Raw genomic sequence first — 23,376 nt, 5'->3', positions numbered from 1 at the left:
TGTTAGGGGCATTCATACCCCGTTCCTTGCTGATTTAATATCGAGAAGATTTATCTGATTAATCTTGTCTTTATGAATGATGATAGTAAGCCGTGCTGGATATTTGAATCGCATTTCGCTAATCCGGAAAGTCCAAAGCATGATCTTCAAGAGGTCCTCATCACATATGGATTTATGGCCTTTTATTCGAGTAATTCCTGAACCAAATATTGGCGTGGACACATTTTGTTGGGCATATACATTATTGACCTTATCCCAAAAGTTAATTAAGAACTCTAAGTACTCAGGCATAGTGAGCAAGGCTTTGTTATTCTTATCGAACTTGGAGAATGCAGTTAATAGATAGTCGCCATGTATACAAATGGTTCCTATTTGGTAACGATCAACCTTGCCCTGCGCTCTATTTGGGTTGCTTTCAATAAATTCATCGCTTTCAAATGCATAGTTTCTAATGTAGTCATCCAGATCAGAAACTGGGACACCGAGATGGTTATTGATAAATATGCCGTTAAGCGAGTTCTCGGCAATTATTTTATTGTCTACCTGCGTGTCAAAATACTCGTTAAATGCAATCGCTTTCAGACCTTTCTGCTGAAAAATATCACCAACTTTAATTGTTACATCGCTTCCTTCAACTTTGATATCAATCTTGTTTAAGGTATTGGCCCAAATCCAAATTAAAATATAAATTACCACCAACAATCCTACAAAAATCCATCCATATAAAGATTTACAGTCCTTCGGAATATCAACGAATAAGACAATGAGAGACAAGGTTACACTTATATATGAAGTGACCTTGAGAAAGTTTTCAAAAACCCTTTTGTCAAAGAAGCTTACTTTTGTCATCACTTGATTATGTGCCCGTCAGATAATTAAGGGTTATACCGAAAAATGCCTGGATCAACTTTGGTTGCTAGCATAAAGTCCGTGTCATTCAGGGCGCTCTTAATGAGGCTTTGTTTTAATGGCACATGGAGTGTTGGAACTTCACCCATTGAATCTCTGAATATCGGAAGCTTATCCCATAGGTTTTTAACGCTTGTTTTAAGGTTTCCGTTTGTTAGAAGACTCTCTTTGGAGTCATATTCGGGATATATCACAATGACTGGCAGCCCTTGGTCATTAATCCCATAATCAATTTCTTCCCTTAGTGCCCTTGAACTTACTGTATTGGAACTAAGGAAAAGAACGATGTTTTTTGAACTTCTAAGTCGTTCTCTTAGCCTTGGTTTTAACGTTAATTCCCAGTCACTGTTATCGCGGACGTTGTATGTTTTGTCATGCGAGTCATTGAAAGGGAAAGAAGAGTCCTTACCCTTCCAAGCTCGTAGCATGTTGTAATAGCAAAAGTCTTTTGTGGCATGTGCCCCTAGTGCGCTTGCGTTGAAAGGTTCCGCAACATAAAAGGCCGCGTAATTTCCGTTTCTATATGCCATTTTTTTCTCCAAAAGTTATATTGCCGATAGCTAGGCTTGGCCCCTAACGCCCGCGTAATAGGCGCGAGCTTGCGAACGTCCTAATTGACGCGTTTGTTAGCAGCTCACGCCTCAAATCGAGAAGCAATTTCAATTTTCTTTAGCAAATAACCCAAAGAGCCAATACCACCGTTCCAGTCAAAATCCCGGATAATTTCCAATATGTTTTTAGCTCGTCGTTTTTCTTCTTCGTTTGAAGAACCGGAACCTATTACTTCTTGATACTTTTTCGATATTTCATCGTAACTATGACTCTGTGATTTACAAGTTACAATGTATGCCTCTAGCGCTGTACCATAATTAGTCAAAAGCAAATCGGAGGCACCAGGTTGTGTCTTAAACCTTTCCAACAGCTCAAAAACACTGATCTCATCAGTAATCAATTCTTTATATAAATCAGGCGACTTTACTTTCAATACAATAAGGAAACAAAGAAAAACTGGGAATAACTTATAGTTTTCAGGTGTTGTTCTTATGGATAGACTAAGAAGCGAACAGCAGTGTTCCTGCTCACGTAGCGTTAAACCATACAACTCAAACAGCTCCGAGAACATCTTTAAAGATTGCTCGCCTTCGTATTGGAGATTTCTTGCATTTTTCTTTGAAAAATACTCATTAAACGAATATTTTTTGAATAAGGCTTTTACAAAAAGCCCTTTGTCAGGTGGTGGAAGAACATAATCAAAGTCCATAAACCTTCGCAAGTAGCCGTTTACATTGAGTCCTTCACCATAAACTGCTTTAATAGATGATCCTAGTTGCTTTTTGTCCGCACCAAGAACAAAGACAATGTTGTCAACGTTAAAGAAGTGCTTTGCTTTTTCCAAAATTTCAATTGCGAAATTTGGCCTGCAACGATCAAGTTCATCGATAATAAACACCAATGGTTTAGGGTTATCTGGATCGGTTGTACTACTTGCTAGCTGGGATATGGCCTCCCGAAATGACTTTATGGACTTCTTTGAATTTTCGTATTTTTCTAACTGTTCTTTTGCTATCGATTCGGCTAGCCCTGCAAGTGCCTGCTCAGTAACCTTATCAAGATCTAATACACCAGCCGTTGCAATCTTGGCCGCAACAGGAACCGAGCGCTTTAAAAGTGCAATACCGATATCTTTAGTTTTTTTAAGGTATTCTCTAGCCTTTGACTCGTCACCGGTTTTTGATAGTTCAGTTATCGATGCACTTATCTCCCCTATAAGGCATACAAGAGCATCATCAGAAAAATCACTTTCCCAAGCATTGAAGTAGATCGTTGGTATATCGTTATTCTTTAAATGCTGTTCCCACATCCTAAGAAATGTAGTCTTTCCTTGTCCCCATGGAGCATCAATACAAACCACCACCGAGTCATTTGCAGACAAGACGAACTCTGTTAGCGCTTCTCCACTCTCTTTGCGACTCAGTGCGTCATTTCGATATGGGTCGTCTTCAATAATTTCAATATCACGACTTTTTAGTATCACTCGATTCTTTCCTTTGACTGCTAACGCCTGAATTAAGCCGCGCCGCGAAGCGGCGTCGGCTTGAATGAATTGTTAGGCCTCACTTGCCCGGTAGGGAAGAAGTGCCTTGAGCGCTCTTGCGAGACTTGGAAATGGCCAAGAAAGCAATGCCCAGCGCCATGAACGAGGGGCCAAGTGCCCAGAAGACCGTTAGGTGAGTGGTTAGGCCAACGATGAGAAAGACGATCCCGTTGGCGAGAAATACGAAACCGATGATCAAGAGGCTCTTAATCGAATCCATGATGTTGCTCCTTATGAGGCCTAACGCAAAGCACAGCGGCGGCCGTAAGGCCGTCCGGCGCCGATAGGCGCGAACTGGTGCGTATTGTTAGGCATTTTAGCGTTGATAATATTTCCCATCCTTTACATAAGCAGGTTCTTTTACAGTGTACCGTTGGCCCTCAAACCAAGCATGAGTAGTGATTTCTACCATGTACTCATTTTTAGCAACTTTCAGCCATTTACTGGGAATATTTATTACCTTTGAGTAGGCTTCTTTTGGCCTCAGCCCAAGTTTACCTAAGTTTGAAGCCTCTACCTCAGATATATCTATCCGAACATCACCAACAACGATAAAGCAATGACTTATCATTTTAGATTCGTTTATACAAACGGCTTCAGCTCCGCCACCCTCACTCCATAAAGACACTTTTTCTTCAGCAACAGCGAAAAAGGAAAGCGATAAAACCCCAAGCATGACGATTAGTTTATACATTGCTAATGCCTAACGCCTCAATCAGCCGACGCGTTAGCGGTCGGCTGTATTGACTTGTTAGCCTTACTTTTAACCAGTGTAAATGAAGTTTCCAATGGGATTTCTACATTTCTTAAAGAGTCTTTCATATTAAAAAAGACCGTCCACTCTCCAAAGGGATCCCCTGCTTCACCAATGTACTTAATCACGGTTTGTGTGAGAAATATTGACATAGGGTCATCTTCCAGTATTCCCTCGGCGCACGGTACATCAATTTCATTGATTGAAAAGCTACCATTTGGCTTGATAATTTTAATGTCGCACAAGATCTTAAAATATCTATTTTCATCTAGCTTAGGATTCGCAAAAAAAGGCAAGATTGTTAATTCTTCACCAAGTTCGACTTCTTCCGCTTCTGAAAAGTGAGGGATATTCTCTTTTGGAGTATTCCATTTTTCCTCCCAGTCTTTATCAGGAGTCACCAGCAACCAACCGCCAAATCCCGAGATACTTTTTTGATTTTTCGTATTTGGTGCTTTTGCCCCATCACCTGTTCGCCAATTAAAATCCTCGGCATGAACAGCTAATGTTGTTACAAACAGTACTAAAATAACTATCAGATTTCTCATAACTTTCCTTGTAAGGCTAACATTTGTATATTGTGCGTGCGCGTTTATCAACTCGTCCAATTGATGGTTTTCAGCTCTTAACTTACTGAGCAAGCAGGCATTCCTAACTTGAAAGGTTCCGAGTTAGCAAAGGCAATTTGAGCATGCTCAGTTATACTCTAGCGAGCGCACAATATCCAATTTTGATTTTTTGTTATGTCATTGACAGTAAACGACTTAAATACACAACACAACAACAAAACGTGCAATATCGCCGAAGTGAATGTGCCGTGTATGGCTAGCGACATCCACATTTACTACTAACGGGACGGCTAGTCACTAACTGGATTAGGCAGAAGGTCCGCTATTCGCTCATTGCTGACCTTCGGCTTTGTGCCAGGAGCGGACGTTAACGCTCGCATTAGCGGCTGGTTTGGAGCGCGGCGGAAAACCAGTCCGGTGGAAGCCCGTAAGGGCCGGAACGAACTTGAATGACTGGTTATGCTCAAGCACTTGGACCATGCTGTTTTGGCCCATGCCAGTCGAATGCTTCCAATGTCTGTTGCAGAATATTTTGAAGCCTCTCCATTGATTCCGGTGACACATCAACCTCCCCATAATGACCGTCAGCCATTGTTGAGCCATATTTGGAGCCATTAAGGGAGTTGAGAATAAGCACACCTCCGTTGGGGGCGCTTATCATATTGTTTTCAACTGGCTTCAGATCCAGAGGCTTCGGGTTCCTTCCAGCACCAAGGCCACGCGATCTATCTTCCAAGTGCTGAGCGCTGTTCCTTACTCCTCGAAGATCGGGAAATGCTTCGTCTACCTGGCCATGCAGCTCTGCAACGATTTCCGGCACACCGTCTTCTCTTGATAAAACCCCAAGGAACTTGTCAAATGAATCAATAGCGTAGAGAAAGGCTCGAGCGTATATGAAAGGTAAATTGTGCTCGAATTCCCGTGGTTGAAATCCATTCGACCATTTTTCTCTTTTGAACCGGACTTCGGTTTTAAAATTGATCTCATCCCACTGCTCGTGCCCCGGAAACCCACCGTACTCTTGCTCTATTTCCCGCCTAATCTCACTCCTTCGTTGGGCATCTCGTTCCCAGTTTTCAGGGTCTGAATCGCCACTAGTTCACTAGACACTCAGTAGCCTCGTTTTTAAATCGTTTTTCATACTCTACTGGTGAAAGCTGATCGTTAAAACCATGTCGGCGTTTCATGTGTTATCTCGTTCGTAATTGTGGTTAATTTATAACCACAATTATCGAACAAAAAAGTACAAAATTAGAATCAAAATAGCGTATTGAAAAGTAACGTTCTGTAACCAAACGTGTCTTTAAGTTAGGTCACAAGTTTGATAATAACCATGCCTGCTAGCAAGCCAGTTATAAATGTTAGGCTTAGCAACCATAATGGGACGCGTTGCGGTGTAGCGCTCGGTTTCTGAACTGAATTTGATTCCACTTCAAACTGCGAGCGGTCAACTTCAAAGGCACTTGCTAGCGCTTTGCTGGTTTCAAGTGAGGCAATACCGTGCAACTCAACACGTTGAATGGTGCGCAAGCTTAAACCACAAATATCAGCCAACTGCTGTTGAGTCCACCCGCGTTGGGTACGCGTTTCGCGAATAAATAATGCATTTATTTGCATGGCAACTTACCCCTTCAGCCCACTGGCTAAAGCGCCACCTACAAAATAGCCCACAACACCGCCAATTAAACCAAGTGCGAAAATAATCAGCAAGGTTTTCCACCACACCTGACTAGTGGCATTGGTTTTGAGAATACGTTTTAAATTCCAAATGTCAGCGTCAACCACTTCACCGTTTACAATCAAGGTGATAGCCACCGGCCCAGTTAACATACTGGCTACTTTCAGGCGCACTATCACATCTTTGCCGTCTAATTGGAATTGATGCTCAGATTGAAAGCGCCAGGTTAGTTTTTCCGATACCAGTTCATCATCAACGTAAACGCGCTCTTTACCCGTTAAGTACGAAGCCTCAACGCGAATAACATGCTCACCCACATCAAAAAAACTGATACTGTGGTTGGGTTTGGTTACATCTGTGGTCGTCATAGTTATTTCCTTTACGGTTATCAAGTTTCGACAACCGCATTACAGCATGATTTGCTGCAACCGCTAACGACAGTTCAGCGTCAGTTGCATAACTGTCGTATGACACTGGTGCGACAGTGCAGGTTTAATCGCGAAATAAAATGAGATTATAAAGTGGCTGGCAGTTCGCCATGCCAACACTCAAGCGGCAGCGCTATTTGTTGGTCACCGTCACTAATATACAACTGACTGTCGCTAATCATTACGCCCCAGTGGGTTGAGCGTGTCAACTTGGCTGCAACCAAGGTCAGTTCATCTTGTGGTAACGCCAATACACAAACGTTGGTCAAATGCGCAAATTGCGGCACGACTTTTTCACGCCACAATCGCGCATTTCCATAAACCACCACCGACATATGCGGCGCACGGCGACTTGCTTTAATTACGCGCTCTGCATCCGGTTGACCCACATCAATCCAGTGTTGAATTTCGCCGGTAAGATCCAGCTCCCACAACGCCGCTTCATCGGTATCAGAAAGACCGCGACCAAACGCTAAGTGCGGGTGATAAAAAATCGCATAGGCCAGAACCCGAGCAGCAAGCCGAATTTCTGTCTCAGACGGGTGACGGGCAACGATGAATTTCACGCTTTCATAAACGCCACGATCGGTATCGGAAATGTCGAGCGTAATTTTATATGGGGTTGCTTGCAGTGTCATTTGAGGTTCCAACAGGTTGGATTAGTGGTGGCCCCTCCCAGACTTGAACTGGGGACCAACCGATTATGAGTCGGGTGCTCTAACCACTGAGCTAAGGGGCCATGAATTGCGTTAGTGCTGAGGTGTTTTGGAAAGATAAAGCGGGCGCAAGTATAAGAAATTTAAGCGCGCTTGTCATGCCCTTGTCGATAGATTTTTTTTGGTGGCAGGGATAAAAAAAAGCCCCAACCGAAGTTGGGGCTTTTCGTTCAATTATTCATCAAGAAATGATTTTAATTGTTCTGAACGGCTTGGATGACGCAGCTTACGCAGCGCTTTGGCCTCGATTTGACGAATCCGCTCACGGGTAACGTCAAACTGCTTCCCGACTTCCTCAAGGGTGTGGTCGGTGTTCATGTCGATACCAAATCGCATCCGCAACACTTTCGCTTCACGCTGGGTTAATCCACCCAACACTTCTCGAACGGCGTTACGTAGGCTTTCTGAGGTCGCTGAGTCCACCGGTAAATCCAAGGTGGTGTCCTCAATGAAATCCCCAAGATGCGAATCTTCATCATCACCAATGGGCGTTTCCATTGAGATGGGCTCCTTCGCAATCTTCAGCACTTTACGAACTTTGTCTTCTGGCATCATCATGCGCTCGGCCAACTCTTCTGGAGTTGGTTCACGCCCCATTTCTTGCAACATCTGACGAGAAATACGATTCAACTTATTGATCGTCTCAATCATATGCACTGGAATACGGATGGTGCGCGCTTGGTCCGCGATAGAACGCGTAATTGCTTGGCGAATCCACCAGGTCGCATAGGTTGAGAACTTATAACCTCGGCGATATTCAAACTTATCCACTGCTTTCATCAAACCAATGTTACCTTCTTGGATAAGATCCAAGAATTGTAAGCCGCGGTTGGTGTATTTTTTCGCAATCGAAATAACTAAACGCAAGTTTGCTTCAACCATTTCTTTCTTCGCACGGCGAGCTTTCGCTTCACCGATCGACATCCGACGGTTGATATCTTTGACTTTCGCAATGGTCAGCCCAGTTTCAACTTCAACTTCAGCCAACTTGCTAATACAACGCTCAAGCTCAACTTGAAGCTCTTCTAGTGCGGCTGAATACGGTGCCCCTTCAGCAATGGCATCATGCAGCCATTGAGCGCTCGTTTCATTGCCAGCAAAAGCTTTCATGAAGTTACGCTTTGGCATACCAGCTTGTTCAACACTCATTTTTAAGATCAAACGCTCTTGCACACGTACTCGGTGCATCATATCGCGCATATCTTTCACTAAGCGGTCGAACTGCTTTGGAACAAGGCGGAACTGTCTGAATAAATCACTCAGTGCTTCAATTTCAACCCGCGCTTCAGCATGGTCACGACCATGTTTGCTAATGGCAGCACGTGTTTTTTCGTATTGCTCACGTAATTCAGTGAACTTCTGACGCGCAAACTCAGGATCAATTCCTCCTTCGCTGGCATCGTCATCACTTTCTTCTTCGTCTTCATCAACGTCATCGTCATCATCCAGTTGCTCTTCGCTCAACTCAGAACCGATGTTCGTTGCTGCAACTGGGGCTTCATCCACTTCATTGGGATCAATGAAGCCAGCAATAATATCCGTTAGACGCATTTCTTCGGCTTCGCACGAATCCCACTGCTCTAGCAAGAAGTTAATTGCTTCTGGGTACTCGGCGACCGAACATTGAACTTGGTTGATCCCATCTTCAATGCGCTTCGCAATATCAATCTCGCCTTCACGAGTTAGGAGTTCCACTGTTCCCATTTCACGCATGTACATACGGACAGGGTCTGTGGTACGCCCCAATTCACCATCAACGGTCGCTAATGCTTGCGCTGCGGCTTCAGCAGCGTCCTCATCGGCTGCGTCTTCGCTCATCATCAATTCATCGGCATCCGGTGCATTTTCAAACACCTGAATCCCCATGTCATTGATCATTCCGATGATGTCTTCAATTTGATCCGAATCAACGATCTCAGATGGAAGGTGATCATTCACTTCGGCAAAAGTGAGATAACCTTGCTCCTTACCTTTGGCAATAAGAAGCCTGAGCTGTGATTGACGACTCTGCTGCATACAGATCTACCACCTGTTAATAAAAGAAAAGTAACCGGCCTTAAACTTATGGCAACTCATAATAAGCCCGGATTGACGTGCTTATTATATGAGGGCGCGAGGTATAAAATTCAAGACCGGAAATTATAGCAGATTCTGTCAATTTCAGCCAGAATTTAATCAATTCTTCTGTGGAAGATGCTGTAGCGCCAGCTCGCCTGTCCCTTTTAAGACACCGTTAATGAAGACGAGGGGCGTACACTCATCACGAGTCGTCATGCCATCGGCGTGCACACGTTGTGTTCGATAATACAGCACGTTGTAATGAGCATCGTCGGTGGTCCACAAATCACTGAATTCAGGGGTACCTAGCTGCTGCTGCACTGTCAGTATGCTCGTTCCTGGTGAAAGAGCGGCAATGGTCTTGCGATTGCTCTTTTCCTTTTTTACAAAACTCGAATCGGACGAAGTAGACGCATGATCTCCGATAGCGACAACACAACCTTGCAACCCCAATGTGACAGCGGTGAAAATGCCTAAGGCAGCAAGTTTCGGATAGTTCATTGGATACTCCTTTTTTTATTTTCTAGTCAACGAATAAAAGAATTTTGGCGGGAATCGCACACTGAATACCATGCAACAATAGTGCCAATACAACATTTTCCTTAATAAGCAATGACTTAATCAGGGTCCATCGAACCTCAAGTGGTTATTTTGACGAATTCTTGGGACAAATCCGCAATTGATTAGCGCGCTGCGCTATCTTTCAAATATTGAATTAAGGCAAGATACTCTTGGCGCTCAGCACGGCTGAGAGGGGCTTGCTGTTCCTTTTCTAACAGCTCATTGGCGCGCTGTTCAACGAACAGATCAATGAAGTAACCGAACACATCAAAAAACTCTTGAGCAACCCGATCGGGGCTTAAATGATGCTCCCAGCTGGCAAGGTGACGCAAGGCCTTTTCTGCACGATCGCCTCGCCATAGCTCAAGTAATTGCGCCGTTGAATGATAGCCTTGGTGGGTTTGTTCGTGCAATTTCAGCAGGAGTTTAATGCCAGGCTGCTTTAACCCGGTCAATTCGGGGTGCAAAGGCACTTCCTTGCCGATTTCAGGGTGCTGGATCAGGAGCGCGATCGCGCGCCGCATGGGCGTCATTTTTAGCTGGGGCTGGTGTAGTTTAGTGGTTGCCACACCTTGAATTAAGGTGCTTAGCTGAGACACTTCACGCCGCAGCAAACGCGCCAAACGTTCCATCAGCGTTTGACGATAGAAATCACTGGCCACCCGCTCTAGCAGCGGCTTTGCTTGTTTCAGTAACAATGACTTACCGGCATCAGATTGAATATCAATCGTGTCCGTTAAATGACTAAAGAAATAGTCGGTAAAGCTTTGTGCTTGCGCCAGCCGTTGTAAAAAGCCATCGGCGCCTTCTTTCCGGACCAAACTGTCCGGATCTTCCCCTTCGGGTAAGAACAAAAACTTTAATTCAATGCCATCGTGCAACAGCGGCAACGCGTTCTCTAAGGCACGCCACGCGGCATCACGCCCCGCTCGGTCACCGTCATAGCAGCACGTGACCTGGCGGGTAGCTCGGAATAGCAGTTGCAGTTGTTCCGTGGTGGTGGCGGTGCCAAGCGAGGCCACCGCAAAATTAATTCCTGCCTGCGCTAGCGCCACAACATCCATATAGCCTTCCACAATCACCACTTGCGGCAATTCGCGGTAGGCTTGGCGGGCTTCATACAGGCCATATAATTCTCGGCCTTTGTGGAAAATACGGGTTTCCGGCGAGTTTAAATACTTCGGCCCGTCGCCTTGTAAAATTCGGCCACCAAAGCCCACCACACGCCCTCTTCGATCCCGTATAGGGAACATCAAACGATCGCGAAAGAAGTCATAGTGACGACCTTGATCATTCCGATTGATCAACTTGAGATCAATGAGCTGTTGGCGGCTTCGCTGATCCGTTCCTAACGCCTTTAACAAGCCATCCCAACCATCCGGGGCGTAGCCAATTTGGAACTGTTTGACGGTTTCACCACTAATGCCACGCCCTTTTAAATAGTCGATCACCTGGGACGAATTTTGATGATGGCGTAGCTGGTGCGTAAAAAACTTGGCTGCCCGCTCCATTTGCTCATAATCACTGGCTTCTTGGGCCCGCTTACGAGCATCCGCGGCAGGGTTGGAGGAGGTTTCCCGCGGCACTTCTAAACCCAGCATATGCGCCAGTTCTTCCACCGCTTCGGGGAACTCTAAACCATCAAACTTCATTAAAAAATCAAGGGCGTTGCCATGCTCACCACACCCAAAACAGTGATAAAACTGCTTATCAGGCGCGACCGTGAAGCTCGGTGTTTTTTCATGATGGAAGGGGCAACAGGCTTGATAGTTTTTTCCTGCTTTCTTAAGCGGAACACGACTATCCACAACTTCAACCACGTCGGCACGTTCAATAAGATCCTGAATAAAGCTTTTAGGGATAAGACCTGCCATGACCTGCCTGTGTGTTAAAGGTAAGAGAGGAAACCAGAGTAGAATTGTACTCGGTGTAGCATTTGGTGCAAGCCACACATGAAAAAGCCGAAGTGAATTTGACTCACTTCGGCTTCTTCGAGGTCTGTGTTGTAGTGACACCGCACTCGGCTGTGCCGCTACGGTACCAGTTTCTTAATACAGACGAGTGCGACGCGCATTTTCACGCGACATTTTCTTCGCATGACGCTTAACAGCAGCTGCTTTCTTACGCTTACGCTCTGCAGTTGGCTTTTCATAGAACTCGCGACGACGTACTTCTGATAAGACACCTGCTTTTTCGCAAGAGCGCTTGAAGCGACGCAGCGCAACGTCAAACGGCTCGTTTTCTTTCACTTTAACAACTGGCATTAAAATCTCACCTCAATGAAAATTCTGTTGTTGGTATCAACTTGGGCTATTCTTTCTGTATAAAAAATAGCCACCTCGATTAATTTTGGTGCTGAATTGTAGCGAGTTCGGATTCTGATGTAAAGCCTAAGATCAATTTTAATCCGGTGAAATGATCACATCTTGGTATAAAACTGCTAAGACAGTCGAAATCTCTATAATTCATGAAATATTTGCACAATATCATACTAAAAATCATGCAGTTTAATGAATAACTTAGTAAACTATAGGCCCTGTCATTGGCTTGTTGGAGCGCGTCATGTTGGATACCTTTTTATTTCAATTCACGTCTTTATTCACCATGATCAACCCGATTGCGGCAATTCCAATTTATATTGCTCTCACTGAGGCCATGACCCCTAAAGCAGCACGTTGGGTTGCAATGCGTGCGGCAATTACGGCCTTTATTGCGTTGTCCGTATTCGCCTTGGTGGGCGAATTCTTATTTAGCTTCTTCAACATCTCCGTGAACGGCCTGCGCGTTGCAGGGGGTGTCTTATTTTTTATCATGGGCTTTGAAATGCTGCGTGGCCGCACGGTGCCACGTCGTATGGACGGAGAAACCGAAAGTGATTTCGGTTCTGACGTGGCCGTCACCCCCATCGGTATTCCAATGGTGGCGGGGCCTGGTGCCATTACCATGGTGATTCTATTTATCCAGGGCAGTGAATCAACCACCAATACCATTAGCCTATTTGCGGCCATTTTCTCGGTGTGCGTTTTGGTCGCCATTTTCTTAGCATCTGGACGCCAGTTGTTGAACAAGCTTGGCCGCAGTGGCAGTAAAATTCTGATGCGCTTGATGGGCCTCATTGTGATGCTCATCGCGGTCGAATTTTTCTTTGCCGGCATTAAGCCTTACATCGTCGACATTGCCCGCGCTATTTAAGCGCGGGTACTTCTAAGCCTCGTTTGGCGTAGAACTCCTGAACAAAGTCATCAAACCGGTCGGCTTCTAGCGCATCCCGCATATCCCGCATCACTTTTTGATAAAAATGCAGGTTATGAATGGTGTTTAAACGCCCACCAAGCATTTCGTTTGAGCGATCCAAATGATGCAGATAGGCTCGCGAATAATTTTGGCAGGTGTAGCAATCACACTCAGGATCAAGCGGACCGGTATCGGTGCGATGCACGGCATTGCGAATTTTCACCACGCCCGTGCTAATAAAGAGATGGCCATTACGTGCATTGCGGGTAGGCATCACGCAATCGAACATATCCACCCCTCGGCGCACTGCCTCGACCAAGTCTTCAGGCTTGCCCACCCCCATCAAATAGCGCGGTTTATCACTGGGCATTTGCGGTGCAATGTGGTCCAAAATGCGCATCATATCATGCTTAGGCTCACCAACCGACAAGCCACCAATCGCATAACCGTCAAACCCAATATTGGTCAAACCTTCCAATGAGATGGTACGTAATTCTTCGTACATGCCACCTTGGATAATACCGAACAGCGCGGATGGATTATCACCATGAGCTTTTTTAGAGCGTTCCGCCCAACGTAAGGATAACTCCATGGAGCTCCGCGCTTCTTCAGGAGTGGCCGGATAAGGGGTACATTCATCAAAAATCATGACAATGTCAGAGCCCAAATCCCGTTGGACTTCCATGGATTTTTCTGGCGTTAGCAGAATTTTTTCACCGTTAATTGGTGAGCGGAAGGTGACTCCTTCTTCGGTGATTTTACGCAGTTCGCCTAAGCTAAACACTTGAAAACCGCCGGAATCTGTCAAAATAGGCTTGTCCCAGTTCATAAAGTCATGCAAATCACCATGCTGTTTAATCACAGCGGTGCCAGGACGCAACATTAAGTGGAAGGTATTGCCTAAGCAGATTTGGGCCCCAGTTGCAGCGACTTCTTCAGGCGACATGCCTTTTACTGTGCCTGCTGTTCCAACTGGCATAAACGCCGGAGTATCGACAGTCCCACGGGCGAACGTGATCCGCCCTCGACGTGCTTTACCCGAGGTCTTCAATAATTCAAATTTCATGGTCTCACCAACAAGATAAAAACGGAAAAACAGTCCGAATGCAGCAGTATAACCTAGCTGCCCGCACGGGTCACAAACATTGCATCGCCGTAACTAAAAAAGCGATAACCGGCTTGCACTGCTTGATTGTAAGCGTTCAGTACATGCTCACGACCAGCAAACGCGGACACCAACATAATGAGCGTTGACTCGGGCAAGTGGAAGTTGGTCACCATGGCATCCACCACCTGAAACTGGTAGCCCGGATAGATAAAGATATCCGTGTCCCCAAAAAATGGCTGCAACGACTGCTGTTGCGCGAGCGCCGCTTGTGCTGCCGACTCTAACGAACGTACCGAGGTCGTACCCACGGCAATCACGCGCCCCCCACGAGCGCGGGTGGCTGCAATTGCAGCCACAGTTTCGGCAGGCACTTCGACATATTCCGAGTGCATCTGATGCTCTTCAAGCGTAGCAACACGTACAGGCTGAAAGGTTCCGGCCCCCACATGCAATGTGACATACGCAAACTCGACCCCTTGGGCAGCAATTTCCTGCAACAACTGATCATCAAAGTGCAAGCCTGCGGTGGGCGCAGCAACCGCTCCGGGTTTACGATTGTAAACGGTCTGATAACGCTCACGGTCACTGGCTTCATCGGGGCGATCGATATAGGGCGGTAACGGCATATGGCCATAACGCTCTAATAAATTAAGAACCGTGTCGGGCCCGTTAAATTCCAGCTCAAATAAAGTGTCATGGCGTGCGATCATTTCCGCTTCAATGGCCTGTTCTAACAGCAGTTTTGCCCCTGGCTTGGGGGCTCGGTTGCTACGCACATGTGCCAACACGCGGTGCTCACCCAAAATGCGTTCAACCAACACTTCAACCTTGCCGCCGGATAGCTTTTCACCCAATAAGCGCGCTGGAATCACGCGGGTGTCATTAAACACCAATAAGTCACCTGCTTTCAGGTGCACTAAAATCTGTTTAAATTGCTGATGCTCAATCGCACCCGTGGTGCCGTCTAAGTGCAGCAAACGACTGGCGGTACGTTCAGGCTGAGGGTAACGGGCAATCAGTTCATCAGGGAGTTCAAACTGGAAATCAGTGACTTTCATAATTTGTCTTCATCAACGAGAATGCCGCGTACTTTAACGTTTTTAGGGCATAAAAAAAAGCGCGCTATGATACAAGCGCGCTCATTTATCATCCGCTTTGACCACTCGTTAGTAAGAGTAAGTCACCGCTTGCTGCAATAAGGCTCCAGCGTTATCGGCATTACCACAAGCAAGAATGTCTGCGTGATTAAAAATATACACCTTGTCACGGCCACCAAGCTTGCGCTCCCCGCCGCCTTTCACCACAACACTGATGGACTCATCGTTAGGTAAAGCGGTTAAGCTGGCACCGTAAGTACATAACGTCTCGGCCAGAGTTTGCTCAAAATTCGCTACCTGCTGTTGAATTTTTTCAAACGATTCTTGGCGCATTTTTTGATGCTTATCACGCATTTCTTCAGCAGTTGCGTGCAAGAGTTGACGTTCTTCCGCTAATCGCTTACGCGCATCCATCAGACGAGCTTTCGCGAGTTCCAACTCTTTCCGTTGGGCATCGGACAGCACGCCATCGGTTTGTCCTCGCTCCTTTTGCACGTCACGAATGACTGCCCGCTGCTCTTTAATTTCGCTGACAATGTCGCTCACCACACTATTCACTTCTTTGAGCTTTGGCAGCTTTGCTCCATCAGCGCCTTGCTTCATATGCGCCATCGCATGGCGCCAATGCATGCCCATCGCACTGGGCAAATGCACTTCATACACCACACCTTGGCCTGCCAAGTAAGTGTGATTTAAGCGACCATAACCCAGCCAGCTTGGTGCGGCCTCCGACTGCTCAACTTGCTGGCCCAATTTGGTTTCCAAAGCCTCGTTCATGGCTTTGAGCTCTTGCTTCAAGGTTTGATGGCGTTCGGTATCGACGGCGGCTTGCGCCGTTGCTGCGCCTAAGCCCGTCGCCGCCATGGCGATTGCTAATGCTGTGATACGAATCATAAGTGGCCCCTTTTATTCCTGTTCGAGTTGATTAAGTAGTTCAACGTGATAAATCCAATCTTCTGCGTACTGCTGTAATTGACTCGCAAAGTAAATTTGATCGTCTTCTCGAAGCAAACTGATGTATTGCACCAGCTCTTCTAATTCAGCGGCGCGTTCAGCTCGGTTTAACGCCAGCATGGATTCGACATACTTTTCATTCACCATCATCATTTCGGTGCGTAATTCTTGCTTGATAGCACTCACTTCTGCGGCCACTAAGGCATCCAACTGTGCCGCAGATGACTGTCCAAACTGAATGGTCCAGCCCTGGGCAGTGCTCGTTATCTGCATTTGGGCAACCACTAAAAAAATGGCGCAAGCTGATGCCAGCAATGAGGTCATGGGTAACCAAGGCCGCTGCCACCAAGGTTGGTGATGACGCACGCTCGGCTCAAAGGTTGCCGCTCGGTTCCAGTCTGGGACCGGCGCTGGCTTCACTTCAGCAGCGGCCGCGGTCAGCCAGTTTTCAAATTCATGTGGTTTCGTCATCATCCACCTCAATTAACGTCTGTAGTTTCTCAATGGCTGCATAAAATCGTGATTTTGCAGTATTCAATGAAATCTCAAGTTGCTCGGCAATTTCCTTGTGGGATAAATGCTGAAAGAACTTAAGCTCCACCACCACCCGCTGCTCCATTGGCAGCTGCTGCATCGCTTGCAATAAACGTTGCCCTTTTTGTTGGCGCGCCACCACCTGTTCAGGGTGATGCCACACATCCGTGCTATATTGTTCTTCCATGCCTTCATCACTCACTTCATCGCGACGTTTGCGATACTGTTCCACACAACGTCGATGAGCGATGGTCATCAACCAAGTTTTGAACGAGCTTTCTTGGCGCCAACTCGAAAGACTACGAAACACCGACAAATACACATCCTGCATCAAGTCCAATGCATCGTCGCTATTGCCTAGCATGCGCAAGCCATAGTTATAGAGCAGGCCCTCGTAACGCTTCACTAGCTGCAGCCAGGCTTTCTTATTATTTGTGAGGGCTAACTTCACAAGGCGCTCATCAGAAGGTGCCAACACCATTCACCATCCTTCATTATTGTTTTGCTTTATAGTCGAGCTTAGCGGAGGAAAAGTTTTTTGTGGATAAAAAAAAGAGCACCGAAGTGCTCTTTTTAGGGAAGTTATGGTTCTCTATGCACCGAATATGGTGCGGATAATATAGAAGAAAATAATCGACATCACGGCGCCAGCAGGCAAGGTGACAACCCACGACACCACGATATTACGGACCACACCTAAGTTCAGCGCCGCAATCCCGCGAGCCATGCCCACACCTAATACTGCACCGACCAAGGTTTGTGTGGTTGAAATTGGCAAACCGGTTCCTGATGCAATAACGACCGTCGTTGCTGCAGCTAGCTCGGCCGCAAACCCACGGCTTGGAGTCAGGTGAGTGATTCCTTTACCGATCGTTGCAATCACACGGCGACCAAACATGGCCAAGCCGAGAACAATCCCTAAGGCACCGATTGGCAAAACCCACCACGCCAATTTTGAAGTGGCTGAAATTACACCGCCGCTTTGCACCACGCTGGCTACTGCAGCAACTGGACCAATTGCGTTCGCCACATCATTTGAGCCGTGGGCAAACGCCATGGAACACGCAGTCACAATCATCAGAATCGCAAAGACTTTTTCAACGTTCGCATAGTGGGACGTTTTGTCGCCATTTTCATCAAACTTTAATCGAGCAATGAGAATTTTCCCCAAACTCCCGACCACCACACCAATGGCAACAGCCAGTAAATAACCTTCGTTATTGCTGAGATCAATGCCAACGTGCTTTAACCCTTTCTTGATGGTCACCAGCGAAATCATAAAGCCGGTAATTCCCATATAGAATGGGACGTAGCGCTTCGCCATGCGGAGCGGATTTTCGTTATCAAAAATCAGCTTTTGGGCACTGAGGAACACAAAGTAAGCAATCACACCTGCAATTAACGGGGTAATAACCCAGCTACCGACAATACCGCCCACCGCACTCCATTTAACCGACTCTACACCGACACCAACGGCTGAGAAGCCAACAATGGCACCGATAATCGAGTGAGTGGTTGAAACAGGCCAGCCAGCCCAAGAAGCGATCAATAGCCAAGTACCAGCGGCTAATAATGAGCCGATCATCCCGAATACAAGCAATTCAGGAGCATGCGTATAGTAGGATGAATCAATAATGCCATTGCGGATGGTTGAGGTAACTTCACCGCCCGCTAGGTAAGCGCCAGCAAACTCAAAAATCATCGCCACAATAATGGCTTGCTTAATGGTTAACGCTTTTGAACCAACTGACGTTCCCATAGCATTCGCAACATCATTGGCGCCAATACCCCATGCCATGAATAGACCGAATGCCGCAGCTAACACGATCAGGGTCATGTGATAAGTGCTTAAAATATCCATTATTACAACTCCGACTTAGACTCGTGCAAGCATGAGCTCAAAACGTGCACCCACGCGCTCGGCTAGGTCAGCCAAATCACCAACCCAATCTAAAATTCTGTATAAAAACATCGTATCCAACGGATTCAATTCTTTTTCAAGATCACGTAATTGTTTCCGCAGACTAATTTGTAGTTCATCGGTATCGCGTTCAATCACGTCGAGTTCTGAAATTAACTTGTCGACAATGGTCCGTTCGCGACCACGGAAGCCCACCTCAAGAAGGTCATCGAACTCACCGATGGTTTCTTTGGCTTTGTCTGTGGCATCGAGGCAGCGTGAAAGGTAGGTATCAAATCCATCCACCATGGAGGCAGGGATTTGTAATTGGCGCCCGGTAATTAAACCCGAAATATCCTTGGCTTTATTGGCGATTCGGTCTTGCTGAGAGACGAGCTCAAGTAAATCCGTCCGTTCTACTGGCATAAATAACCCACCAGGTAGATTGAGTCGAATCTCGCGTTTTAAGTCATCAGCGAGTCGCTCTTTATGGACAATTTCTTGGCGATGCTCTTCAGCGGCACTCCAGTTGCCTTCATAGACAGCCTGGAAAAACGGTTTTAGCGTCATCGCACAATCATGAACTTGATCGATGTGTTCGATCATCGGCTTAATTGGTGATTTTGCAAATACACCAAGAAAGGAATTAGCAGACATAAGATCTCGCCTTCTGTTGCTGCAAAAACATATTGTAACAATACAAACTTAAGGTGCGCGAATACTAGCGGAGATTTGCGATCGACGCAAAGTATTATTTAATGATTGCACCCCAACTTCAGGCAATTTATTGTGAGTGCCTCTCACTTTTTTTGAGGAATATCTCGCATGTTTGAATGGATATTTATCCCCGAAGCTTGGCTTGCGTTAGCAACCTTAACGCTACTCGAAATTGTTCTTGGCATCGACAACATTATCTTTATATCCATACTAGTCGGTCGCTTACCTGAATCGCAACGGCAAAAAGCACGGCAAATTGGCCTCCTGCTCGCCATGGGCATGCGTATCGCCTTATTGCTATCCATTGTCTGGGTGATGGGGCTCACCAAACCGCTATTCGAAGTATTTGGTTTCTCTTTTTCGGGACGGGACTTAATTCTCTTCGGCGGAGGGCTCTTCCTGCTCGCGAAAAGTACCATTGAAATTCACCATTCGTTAGAAGGGACCGATGAGTCGTCTCCGCAATTGGGGAAAGCAGCCACCTTTAGTGCCATCATTGTACAAATTGCACTCATCGATATTATCTTCTCATTGGATTCGGTGATCACTGCGGTAGGCTTGGTGGACTATGTGGGGGTGATGATTATTGCCGTTATTGCAGCAGTTTTGGTCATGCTGTTTGCTGCCAAAGCGATCGGTGACTTTGTCGATAATCATCCAACTATCAAAATGTTAGCTTTGAGCTTCTTGATCTTGATTGGCTTCACCTTAGTGGGTGAGGGATTAGGGTTCCACGTACCGAAAGGCTATGTTTATTTTGCGATGGCATTTAGCTTAGTGGTTGAGCTACTCAATCTCCGTGTCCGGAAACACCGTAACCCTGTGACCTTAAAGAAAAGACATCGCGATGAGCCGTAAGGCTCATCGCAATCAATCACTTAGAACGAATAGACGAGAGTGACAGCTGTTTCGGTATCCAGCTTCTCTTTCGTCACGTCTTCTAAATAAGAGTTATGAGTTCCAGATACTGTGAATTTCAATGCCAAGGAACTATTAATGTTCGCAGAAATCGATGCTTCCGCACGGGTCTTGGTGTTCTCTTCACCCACTTCTGTGGACGCGAGGGCATTAAATTTCGAGTTTTCCGAAATATCCCACACCAAGTTACCAGCCAAACGAAGAATGAAGCTGGTTTCTTGTTCTTGCGACACCCCACCTACAATCGGGCGGTTCAGTGAGTAACCTGGACCCACTTCGTAGTCTGTGTAGATTTTTTCACTATAACGGTAGCGTGCACCATAACCAACCGCAAACGTGCCTTGGTATTCATAGGCTGTAAATTTATCTTCTTCATACGAACCAAAGATAAATAACGAAGAGCGGCTATCAGGCGAGAACTTATAGTTACTTTGGCCAGAAAGAAAAATCTTGTCACCGGTAAGGATGGTGCCACCGTTCACTTGGTCTTTCTGTTCCGAACGATAGTAATCCACTACGCCTTTGTGGCGCCAGTTTTCGAAGTCTCGAGCAAGGTTCAGCTTGGCTTTAAAGGTTTCTGTTTCAGTGTTACCCGATGTGAATAACAAACCCAGTTCGGCGCTTGCATCCCAATCAGACTTGGATTCGGTATCTAAGTCACTGGCATCGTCATACATAAAGATGCTCGCTGATGCCGGCAAGCTAGCAACTCCCAAAATGGTGACGAGTGTTAATGGTAATAATGAGATGCGCACATACCCCCCTAATCTTCGAACTTTATGCATGTTATGAAATGGTCTTAGCCCATTTATAATTATACAGACTAAGACCATTTACGCGACCCCAATTTAGTTCACTTTAGCGTCTAATTCGCCCCGTTCGTAGCGCTTAAACATTTCTTCCAGTGAAATTGGCTTGATTTTGCTTGCTTGTCCTGCGCAACCGAATGCTTCGTAACGCGCCTTACAAATTTCGTACATCGCGTCGGTTGAGGCCTGCAAATATTTGCGAGGGTCAAAGTTACTTGGGTTATGGGCAAGGTGGCGGCGAATTGCGCCCGTCGATGCCAGACGTAAGTCTGTATCGATGTTCACCTTACGAACTCCGTACTTGATGCCTTCCACGATTTGCTCCACTGGCACACCGTAGGTTTCTGGAATCTCACCACCGAATTCGTTAATGACTTTCAGCCATTCTTGTGGAACCGATGAGGAACCATGCATCACTAAGTGAGTATTTGGAATACGCTTATGGATTTCTTTAATGCGATCGATCGCTAAGATATCGCCCGTTGGTGGCCGTGAGAACTTGTAAGCACCGTGGGATGTTCCACAAGCAATTGCCAACGCGTCGACGTTGGTCGCGCGCACAAATGATGCCGCTTCTTCTGGGTCTGTCAGTAATTGATCATGGGTTAACTTACCTTCAGCACCCACGCCATCTTCTTCACCCGCTTCTCCGGTCTCCAACGAACCCAACACACCCAACTCGCCTTCAACAGACACACCACAAGCATGAGCCATAGCGACAACTTGCTGCGTGACCTGAACGTTGTAATTGTAATCAGCTGGGGTTTTTCCGTCAGCATGTAACGAGCCGTCCATCATGACCGAGCTAAAGCCCAATTGAATGGAACGCTGACAAACGGCCGGTGACGTACCGTGGTCTTGATGCATGACCACTGGAATATGTGGCCATTCTTCAATCGCTGCCAGAATCAGGTGGCGTAAGAAGGGCGCCCCAGCGTAACTACGCGCACCAGCCGAAGCCTGCACGATAACGGGACTATCCGTTTCATCTGCTGCCTGCATAATGGCGCGCATTTGCTCTAAGTTGTTGACGTTAAATGCGGGCACGCCGTAATTGTATTCAGCTGCATGATCCAGCAACTGCCGTAATGAAATTAATGCCATGTTGTTTTACTCCTAAATGTCCTATTAAGGTTGGCGTTTAGCCATTTAATGCGCGTTCTTCCAAAATCGCGACAGCAGGCAGTTTTTTTCCTTCTAAGAATTCTAAAAAGGCGCCACCACCGGTTGAAATATAGCTGATTTTATCAGCGATTCCGTACTTATCAATTGCCGCTAATGTATCGCCACCCCCTGCAATTGAAAATGCTGAGCTATTTGCAATGGCAGTCGCAATGGCTTGGGTTCCCGCACCAAACTGATCAAATTCAAACACACCCACCGGGCCATTCCAAACAATAGTGCCCGCTTTTGCTAATAATTTAGCTAAATTATCTGCGGTGACTGGACCAATATCAAACACCATATCATCCGCGGCGATTGCTGCGACTGATTTGGTCTCTGCTTGAGCGTCGGCACTAAACTCTTTACCAGTGACAACGTCTGTCGGAACTGGAATCGAGCCACCTTTTGCTTCTGCTGCGGCAACGAGACGCTTGGCTTCATCCATTAAATCTGGTTCATAAAGCGACTGCCCCACTTCGTGGCCAGCGGCAGCAATGAAGGTGTTGGCAATGCCACCTCCCACGATGAGTTGGTCCACCACTTGCGACAGTGACTCCAACACTGTGAGCTTAGTCGATACTTTCGACCCCCCCACAATTGCTACTAATGGACGCGCTGGATTTTCTAAGGCCTTCCCTAACGCTTCCAATTCAGCCGCCAACAGCGGTCCTGCACATGCGACATCAGCATACTTAGCAACACCATGCGTCGAAGCCTGCGCGCGATGCGCAGTCCCGAACGCATCCATCACAAACACGTCGCACAATGCTGCTAGTTGCTGTGACAGCTTATCATCATTTTTCTTTTCACCGACGTTAAAGCGGACGTTTTCAAATACCACGACTTCATTGGTGTTCACGTCCACGCCGTCTAAATAATCCGTGACCAAACGCACCGGCACTGACAATGCTTCGTTCAGGTAATCAACCACTGGTTGCAATGAAAACTCAGCATCGTAGACCCCTTCTTCCGGACGACCTAAATGTGACATCACCATCACCTTCGCCCCAGCTTCAAGCGCTGCTTCAATGGTTGGGATCGCCGCACGAATGCGCGCATCTGACGTAACTTTTCCATCACGAATTGGAACGTTTAAATCCTCACGAATCAGAACTCGCAATCCATCGAGATCTAACTCTGACATCGTAATTACAGCTGACATATAATCGCCTC

General features: G+C 46.5%; 26 protein-coding genes and 1 tRNA gene. 2 read left to right on the top strand and 25 right to left on the bottom strand.

The genetic code is table 11. The features are described 5' to 3' along the window. Positions 1-12: 12 nt before the first annotated feature. The 15 genes from BLP64_RS08715 to rpsU all read right to left on the bottom strand — a co-directional run bounded on the left by BLP64_RS08715 (position 13) and on the right by rpsU (position 12,032). Positions 13-849, bottom strand: a complete 837-nt coding sequence (locus BLP64_RS08715; RefSeq protein ID WP_092590459.1) for a macro domain-containing protein — start codon at positions 847-849, stop codon at positions 13-15. A 26-nt stretch (positions 850-875) separates the two neighbouring features. Beyond that, the gene (locus BLP64_RS08710) at positions 876-1,439 is read right to left on the bottom strand and encodes a TIR domain-containing protein (protein ID WP_092590456.1); all 564 of its coding nucleotides are present in this window, start codon (positions 1,437-1,439) and stop codon (positions 876-878) included. Positions 1,440-1,543: 104 nt separating this feature from the next. Further along, positions 1,544-2,944 carry a KAP family P-loop NTPase fold protein gene (locus BLP64_RS08705; RefSeq protein ID WP_176754954.1) on the bottom strand — a complete coding sequence of 467 codons (1,401 nt, stop codon included), beginning with the start codon at positions 2,942-2,944 and terminating at the stop codon, positions 1,544-1,546. Between the two features lie 79 nt (positions 2,945-3,023). After that, positions 3,024-3,224, bottom strand: coding sequence for a hypothetical protein (locus BLP64_RS08700; protein ID WP_092593675.1), 201 nt, complete (start codon positions 3,222-3,224; stop codon positions 3,024-3,026). Between the two features lie 96 nt (positions 3,225-3,320). Beyond that, positions 3,321-3,698, bottom strand: coding sequence for a hypothetical protein (locus BLP64_RS08695; RefSeq protein ID WP_092593674.1), 378 nt, complete (start codon positions 3,696-3,698; stop codon positions 3,321-3,323). A gap of 17 nt (positions 3,699-3,715) precedes the next feature. Beyond that, the gene (locus tag BLP64_RS08690) at positions 3,716-4,306 is read right to left on the bottom strand and encodes a hypothetical protein (RefSeq protein ID WP_092593673.1); all 591 of its coding nucleotides are present in this window, start codon (positions 4,304-4,306) and stop codon (positions 3,716-3,718) included. 484 nt (positions 4,307-4,790) lie between these two features. After that, a complete protein-coding gene (locus tag BLP64_RS08685; protein ID WP_092593672.1) occupies positions 4,791-5,147 on the bottom strand; it encodes a hypothetical protein in 357 nt (118 codons plus the stop codon). 488 nt (positions 5,148-5,635) lie between these two features. Continuing rightward, positions 5,636-5,944: a helix-turn-helix transcriptional regulator gene (locus tag BLP64_RS08680; protein ID WP_092593671.1), complete on the bottom strand. Its 309-nt coding sequence runs from the start codon at positions 5,942-5,944 to the stop codon at positions 5,636-5,638. 6 nt (positions 5,945-5,950) lie between these two features. After that, a complete protein-coding gene (locus tag BLP64_RS08675) occupies positions 5,951-6,373 on the bottom strand; it encodes a hypothetical protein (protein WP_092593670.1) in 423 nt (140 codons plus the stop codon). Positions 6,374-6,519: 146 nt separating this feature from the next. After that, positions 6,520-7,071 carry a YaeQ family protein gene (locus tag BLP64_RS08670; protein ID WP_092593669.1) on the bottom strand — a complete coding sequence of 184 codons (552 nt, stop codon included), beginning with the start codon at positions 7,069-7,071 and terminating at the stop codon, positions 6,520-6,522. A gap of 25 nt (positions 7,072-7,096) precedes the next feature. Continuing rightward, a tRNA-Ile gene (locus tag BLP64_RS08665) sits at positions 7,097-7,172 on the bottom strand. Positions 7,173-7,323: 151 nt separating this feature from the next. Continuing rightward, positions 7,324-9,165: an RNA polymerase sigma factor RpoD gene (gene rpoD, locus BLP64_RS08660; RefSeq protein WP_092593668.1), complete on the bottom strand. Its 1,842-nt coding sequence runs from the start codon at positions 9,163-9,165 to the stop codon at positions 7,324-7,326. A 159-nt stretch (positions 9,166-9,324) separates the two neighbouring features. Beyond that, positions 9,325-9,708: a DUF3192 domain-containing protein gene (locus tag BLP64_RS08655; RefSeq protein WP_092593667.1), complete on the bottom strand. Its 384-nt coding sequence runs from the start codon at positions 9,706-9,708 to the stop codon at positions 9,325-9,327. A 182-nt stretch (positions 9,709-9,890) separates the two neighbouring features. After that, positions 9,891-11,642 carry a DNA primase gene (gene dnaG, locus BLP64_RS08650; protein ID WP_092593666.1) on the bottom strand — a complete coding sequence of 584 codons (1,752 nt, stop codon included), beginning with the start codon at positions 11,640-11,642 and terminating at the stop codon, positions 9,891-9,893. Positions 11,643-11,816: 174 nt separating this feature from the next. Continuing rightward, complete coding sequence (gene rpsU / locus BLP64_RS08645) at positions 11,817-12,032, bottom strand: 30S ribosomal protein S21 (protein ID WP_092593665.1); 216 nt, start codon at positions 12,030-12,032, stop codon at positions 11,817-11,819. A 298-nt stretch (positions 12,033-12,330) separates the two neighbouring features. Between rpsU and BLP64_RS08640 the strand changes: the two genes are divergently transcribed. Continuing rightward, the gene (locus BLP64_RS08640; RefSeq protein WP_092593664.1) at positions 12,331-12,960 is read left to right on the top strand and encodes a MarC family protein; all 630 of its coding nucleotides are present in this window, start codon (positions 12,331-12,333) and stop codon (positions 12,958-12,960) included. Here BLP64_RS08640 and tgt read toward each other — a convergent pair. From tgt to BLP64_RS08605, 7 genes are all read right to left on the bottom strand, one after another. Further along, a complete protein-coding gene (gene tgt / locus BLP64_RS08635) occupies positions 12,953-14,068 on the bottom strand; it encodes a tRNA guanosine(34) transglycosylase Tgt (protein WP_092593663.1) in 1,116 nt (371 codons plus the stop codon). The two genes, BLP64_RS08640 and tgt, sit on opposite strands and share 8 nt — an antisense overlap. Before the next feature lie 53 nt (positions 14,069-14,121). Then, positions 14,122-15,168 (bottom strand): tRNA preQ1(34) S-adenosylmethionine ribosyltransferase-isomerase QueA, encoded by a 1,047-nt coding sequence (queA, locus tag BLP64_RS08630; RefSeq protein WP_092593662.1) that lies wholly within the window; start codon positions 15,166-15,168, stop codon positions 14,122-14,124. A gap of 108 nt (positions 15,169-15,276) precedes the next feature. Next, entirely contained in the window at positions 15,277-16,101 is an 825-nt protein-coding gene (locus tag BLP64_RS08625) for a hypothetical protein (protein ID WP_092593661.1), read from the bottom strand. A gap of 12 nt (positions 16,102-16,113) precedes the next feature. Further along, a complete protein-coding gene (locus tag BLP64_RS08620; RefSeq protein WP_092593660.1) occupies positions 16,114-16,632 on the bottom strand; it encodes a hypothetical protein in 519 nt (172 codons plus the stop codon). After that, positions 16,616-17,176 carry an RNA polymerase sigma factor gene (locus BLP64_RS08615; protein ID WP_092593659.1) on the bottom strand — a complete coding sequence of 187 codons (561 nt, stop codon included), beginning with the start codon at positions 17,174-17,176 and terminating at the stop codon, positions 16,616-16,618. Before BLP64_RS08615 ends, BLP64_RS08620 begins: the two co-directional genes overlap by 17 nt. A 111-nt stretch (positions 17,177-17,287) precedes the next feature. Continuing rightward, positions 17,288-18,556 carry an inorganic phosphate transporter gene (locus BLP64_RS08610; RefSeq protein WP_092593658.1) on the bottom strand — a complete coding sequence of 423 codons (1,269 nt, stop codon included), beginning with the start codon at positions 18,554-18,556 and terminating at the stop codon, positions 17,288-17,290. 15 nt (positions 18,557-18,571) lie between these two features. Then, complete coding sequence (locus tag BLP64_RS08605) at positions 18,572-19,252, bottom strand: TIGR00153 family protein (RefSeq protein ID WP_092593657.1); 681 nt, start codon at positions 19,250-19,252, stop codon at positions 18,572-18,574. A 168-nt stretch (positions 19,253-19,420) separates the two neighbouring features. Between BLP64_RS08605 and BLP64_RS08600 the strand changes: the two genes are divergently transcribed. Continuing rightward, positions 19,421-20,170 carry a TerC family protein gene (locus BLP64_RS08600; protein WP_092593656.1) on the top strand — a complete coding sequence of 250 codons (750 nt, stop codon included), beginning with the start codon at positions 19,421-19,423 and terminating at the stop codon, positions 20,168-20,170. 20 nt (positions 20,171-20,190) lie between these two features. Here the strand turns inward: BLP64_RS08600 and BLP64_RS08595 are convergent, their stop codons facing one another. The 3 genes from BLP64_RS08595 to BLP64_RS08585 form a co-directional block, all read right to left on the bottom strand. Next, positions 20,191-20,985 carry a DUF481 domain-containing protein gene (locus BLP64_RS08595; protein WP_233340138.1) on the bottom strand — a complete coding sequence of 265 codons (795 nt, stop codon included), beginning with the start codon at positions 20,983-20,985 and terminating at the stop codon, positions 20,191-20,193. Positions 20,986-21,078: 93 nt separating this feature from the next. Further along, a complete protein-coding gene (fba, locus tag BLP64_RS08590; RefSeq protein WP_092593655.1) occupies positions 21,079-22,143 on the bottom strand; it encodes a class II fructose-bisphosphate aldolase in 1,065 nt (354 codons plus the stop codon). A gap of 37 nt (positions 22,144-22,180) precedes the next feature. Continuing rightward, the gene (locus tag BLP64_RS08585) at positions 22,181-23,365 is read right to left on the bottom strand and encodes a phosphoglycerate kinase (protein ID WP_092593654.1); all 1,185 of its coding nucleotides are present in this window, start codon (positions 23,363-23,365) and stop codon (positions 22,181-22,183) included. Between the last annotated feature and the right edge of the window lie 11 nt (positions 23,366-23,376).

The organism is Pseudidiomarina indica, from assembly GCF_900104245.1.
Taxonomy (GTDB): domain Bacteria; phylum Pseudomonadota; class Gammaproteobacteria; order Enterobacterales; family Alteromonadaceae; genus Pseudidiomarina; species Pseudidiomarina indica.
The sequence above is the reverse complement of the archived record's forward strand: the minus strand, read 5'-3'. Positions and strand labels throughout refer to the sequence as shown.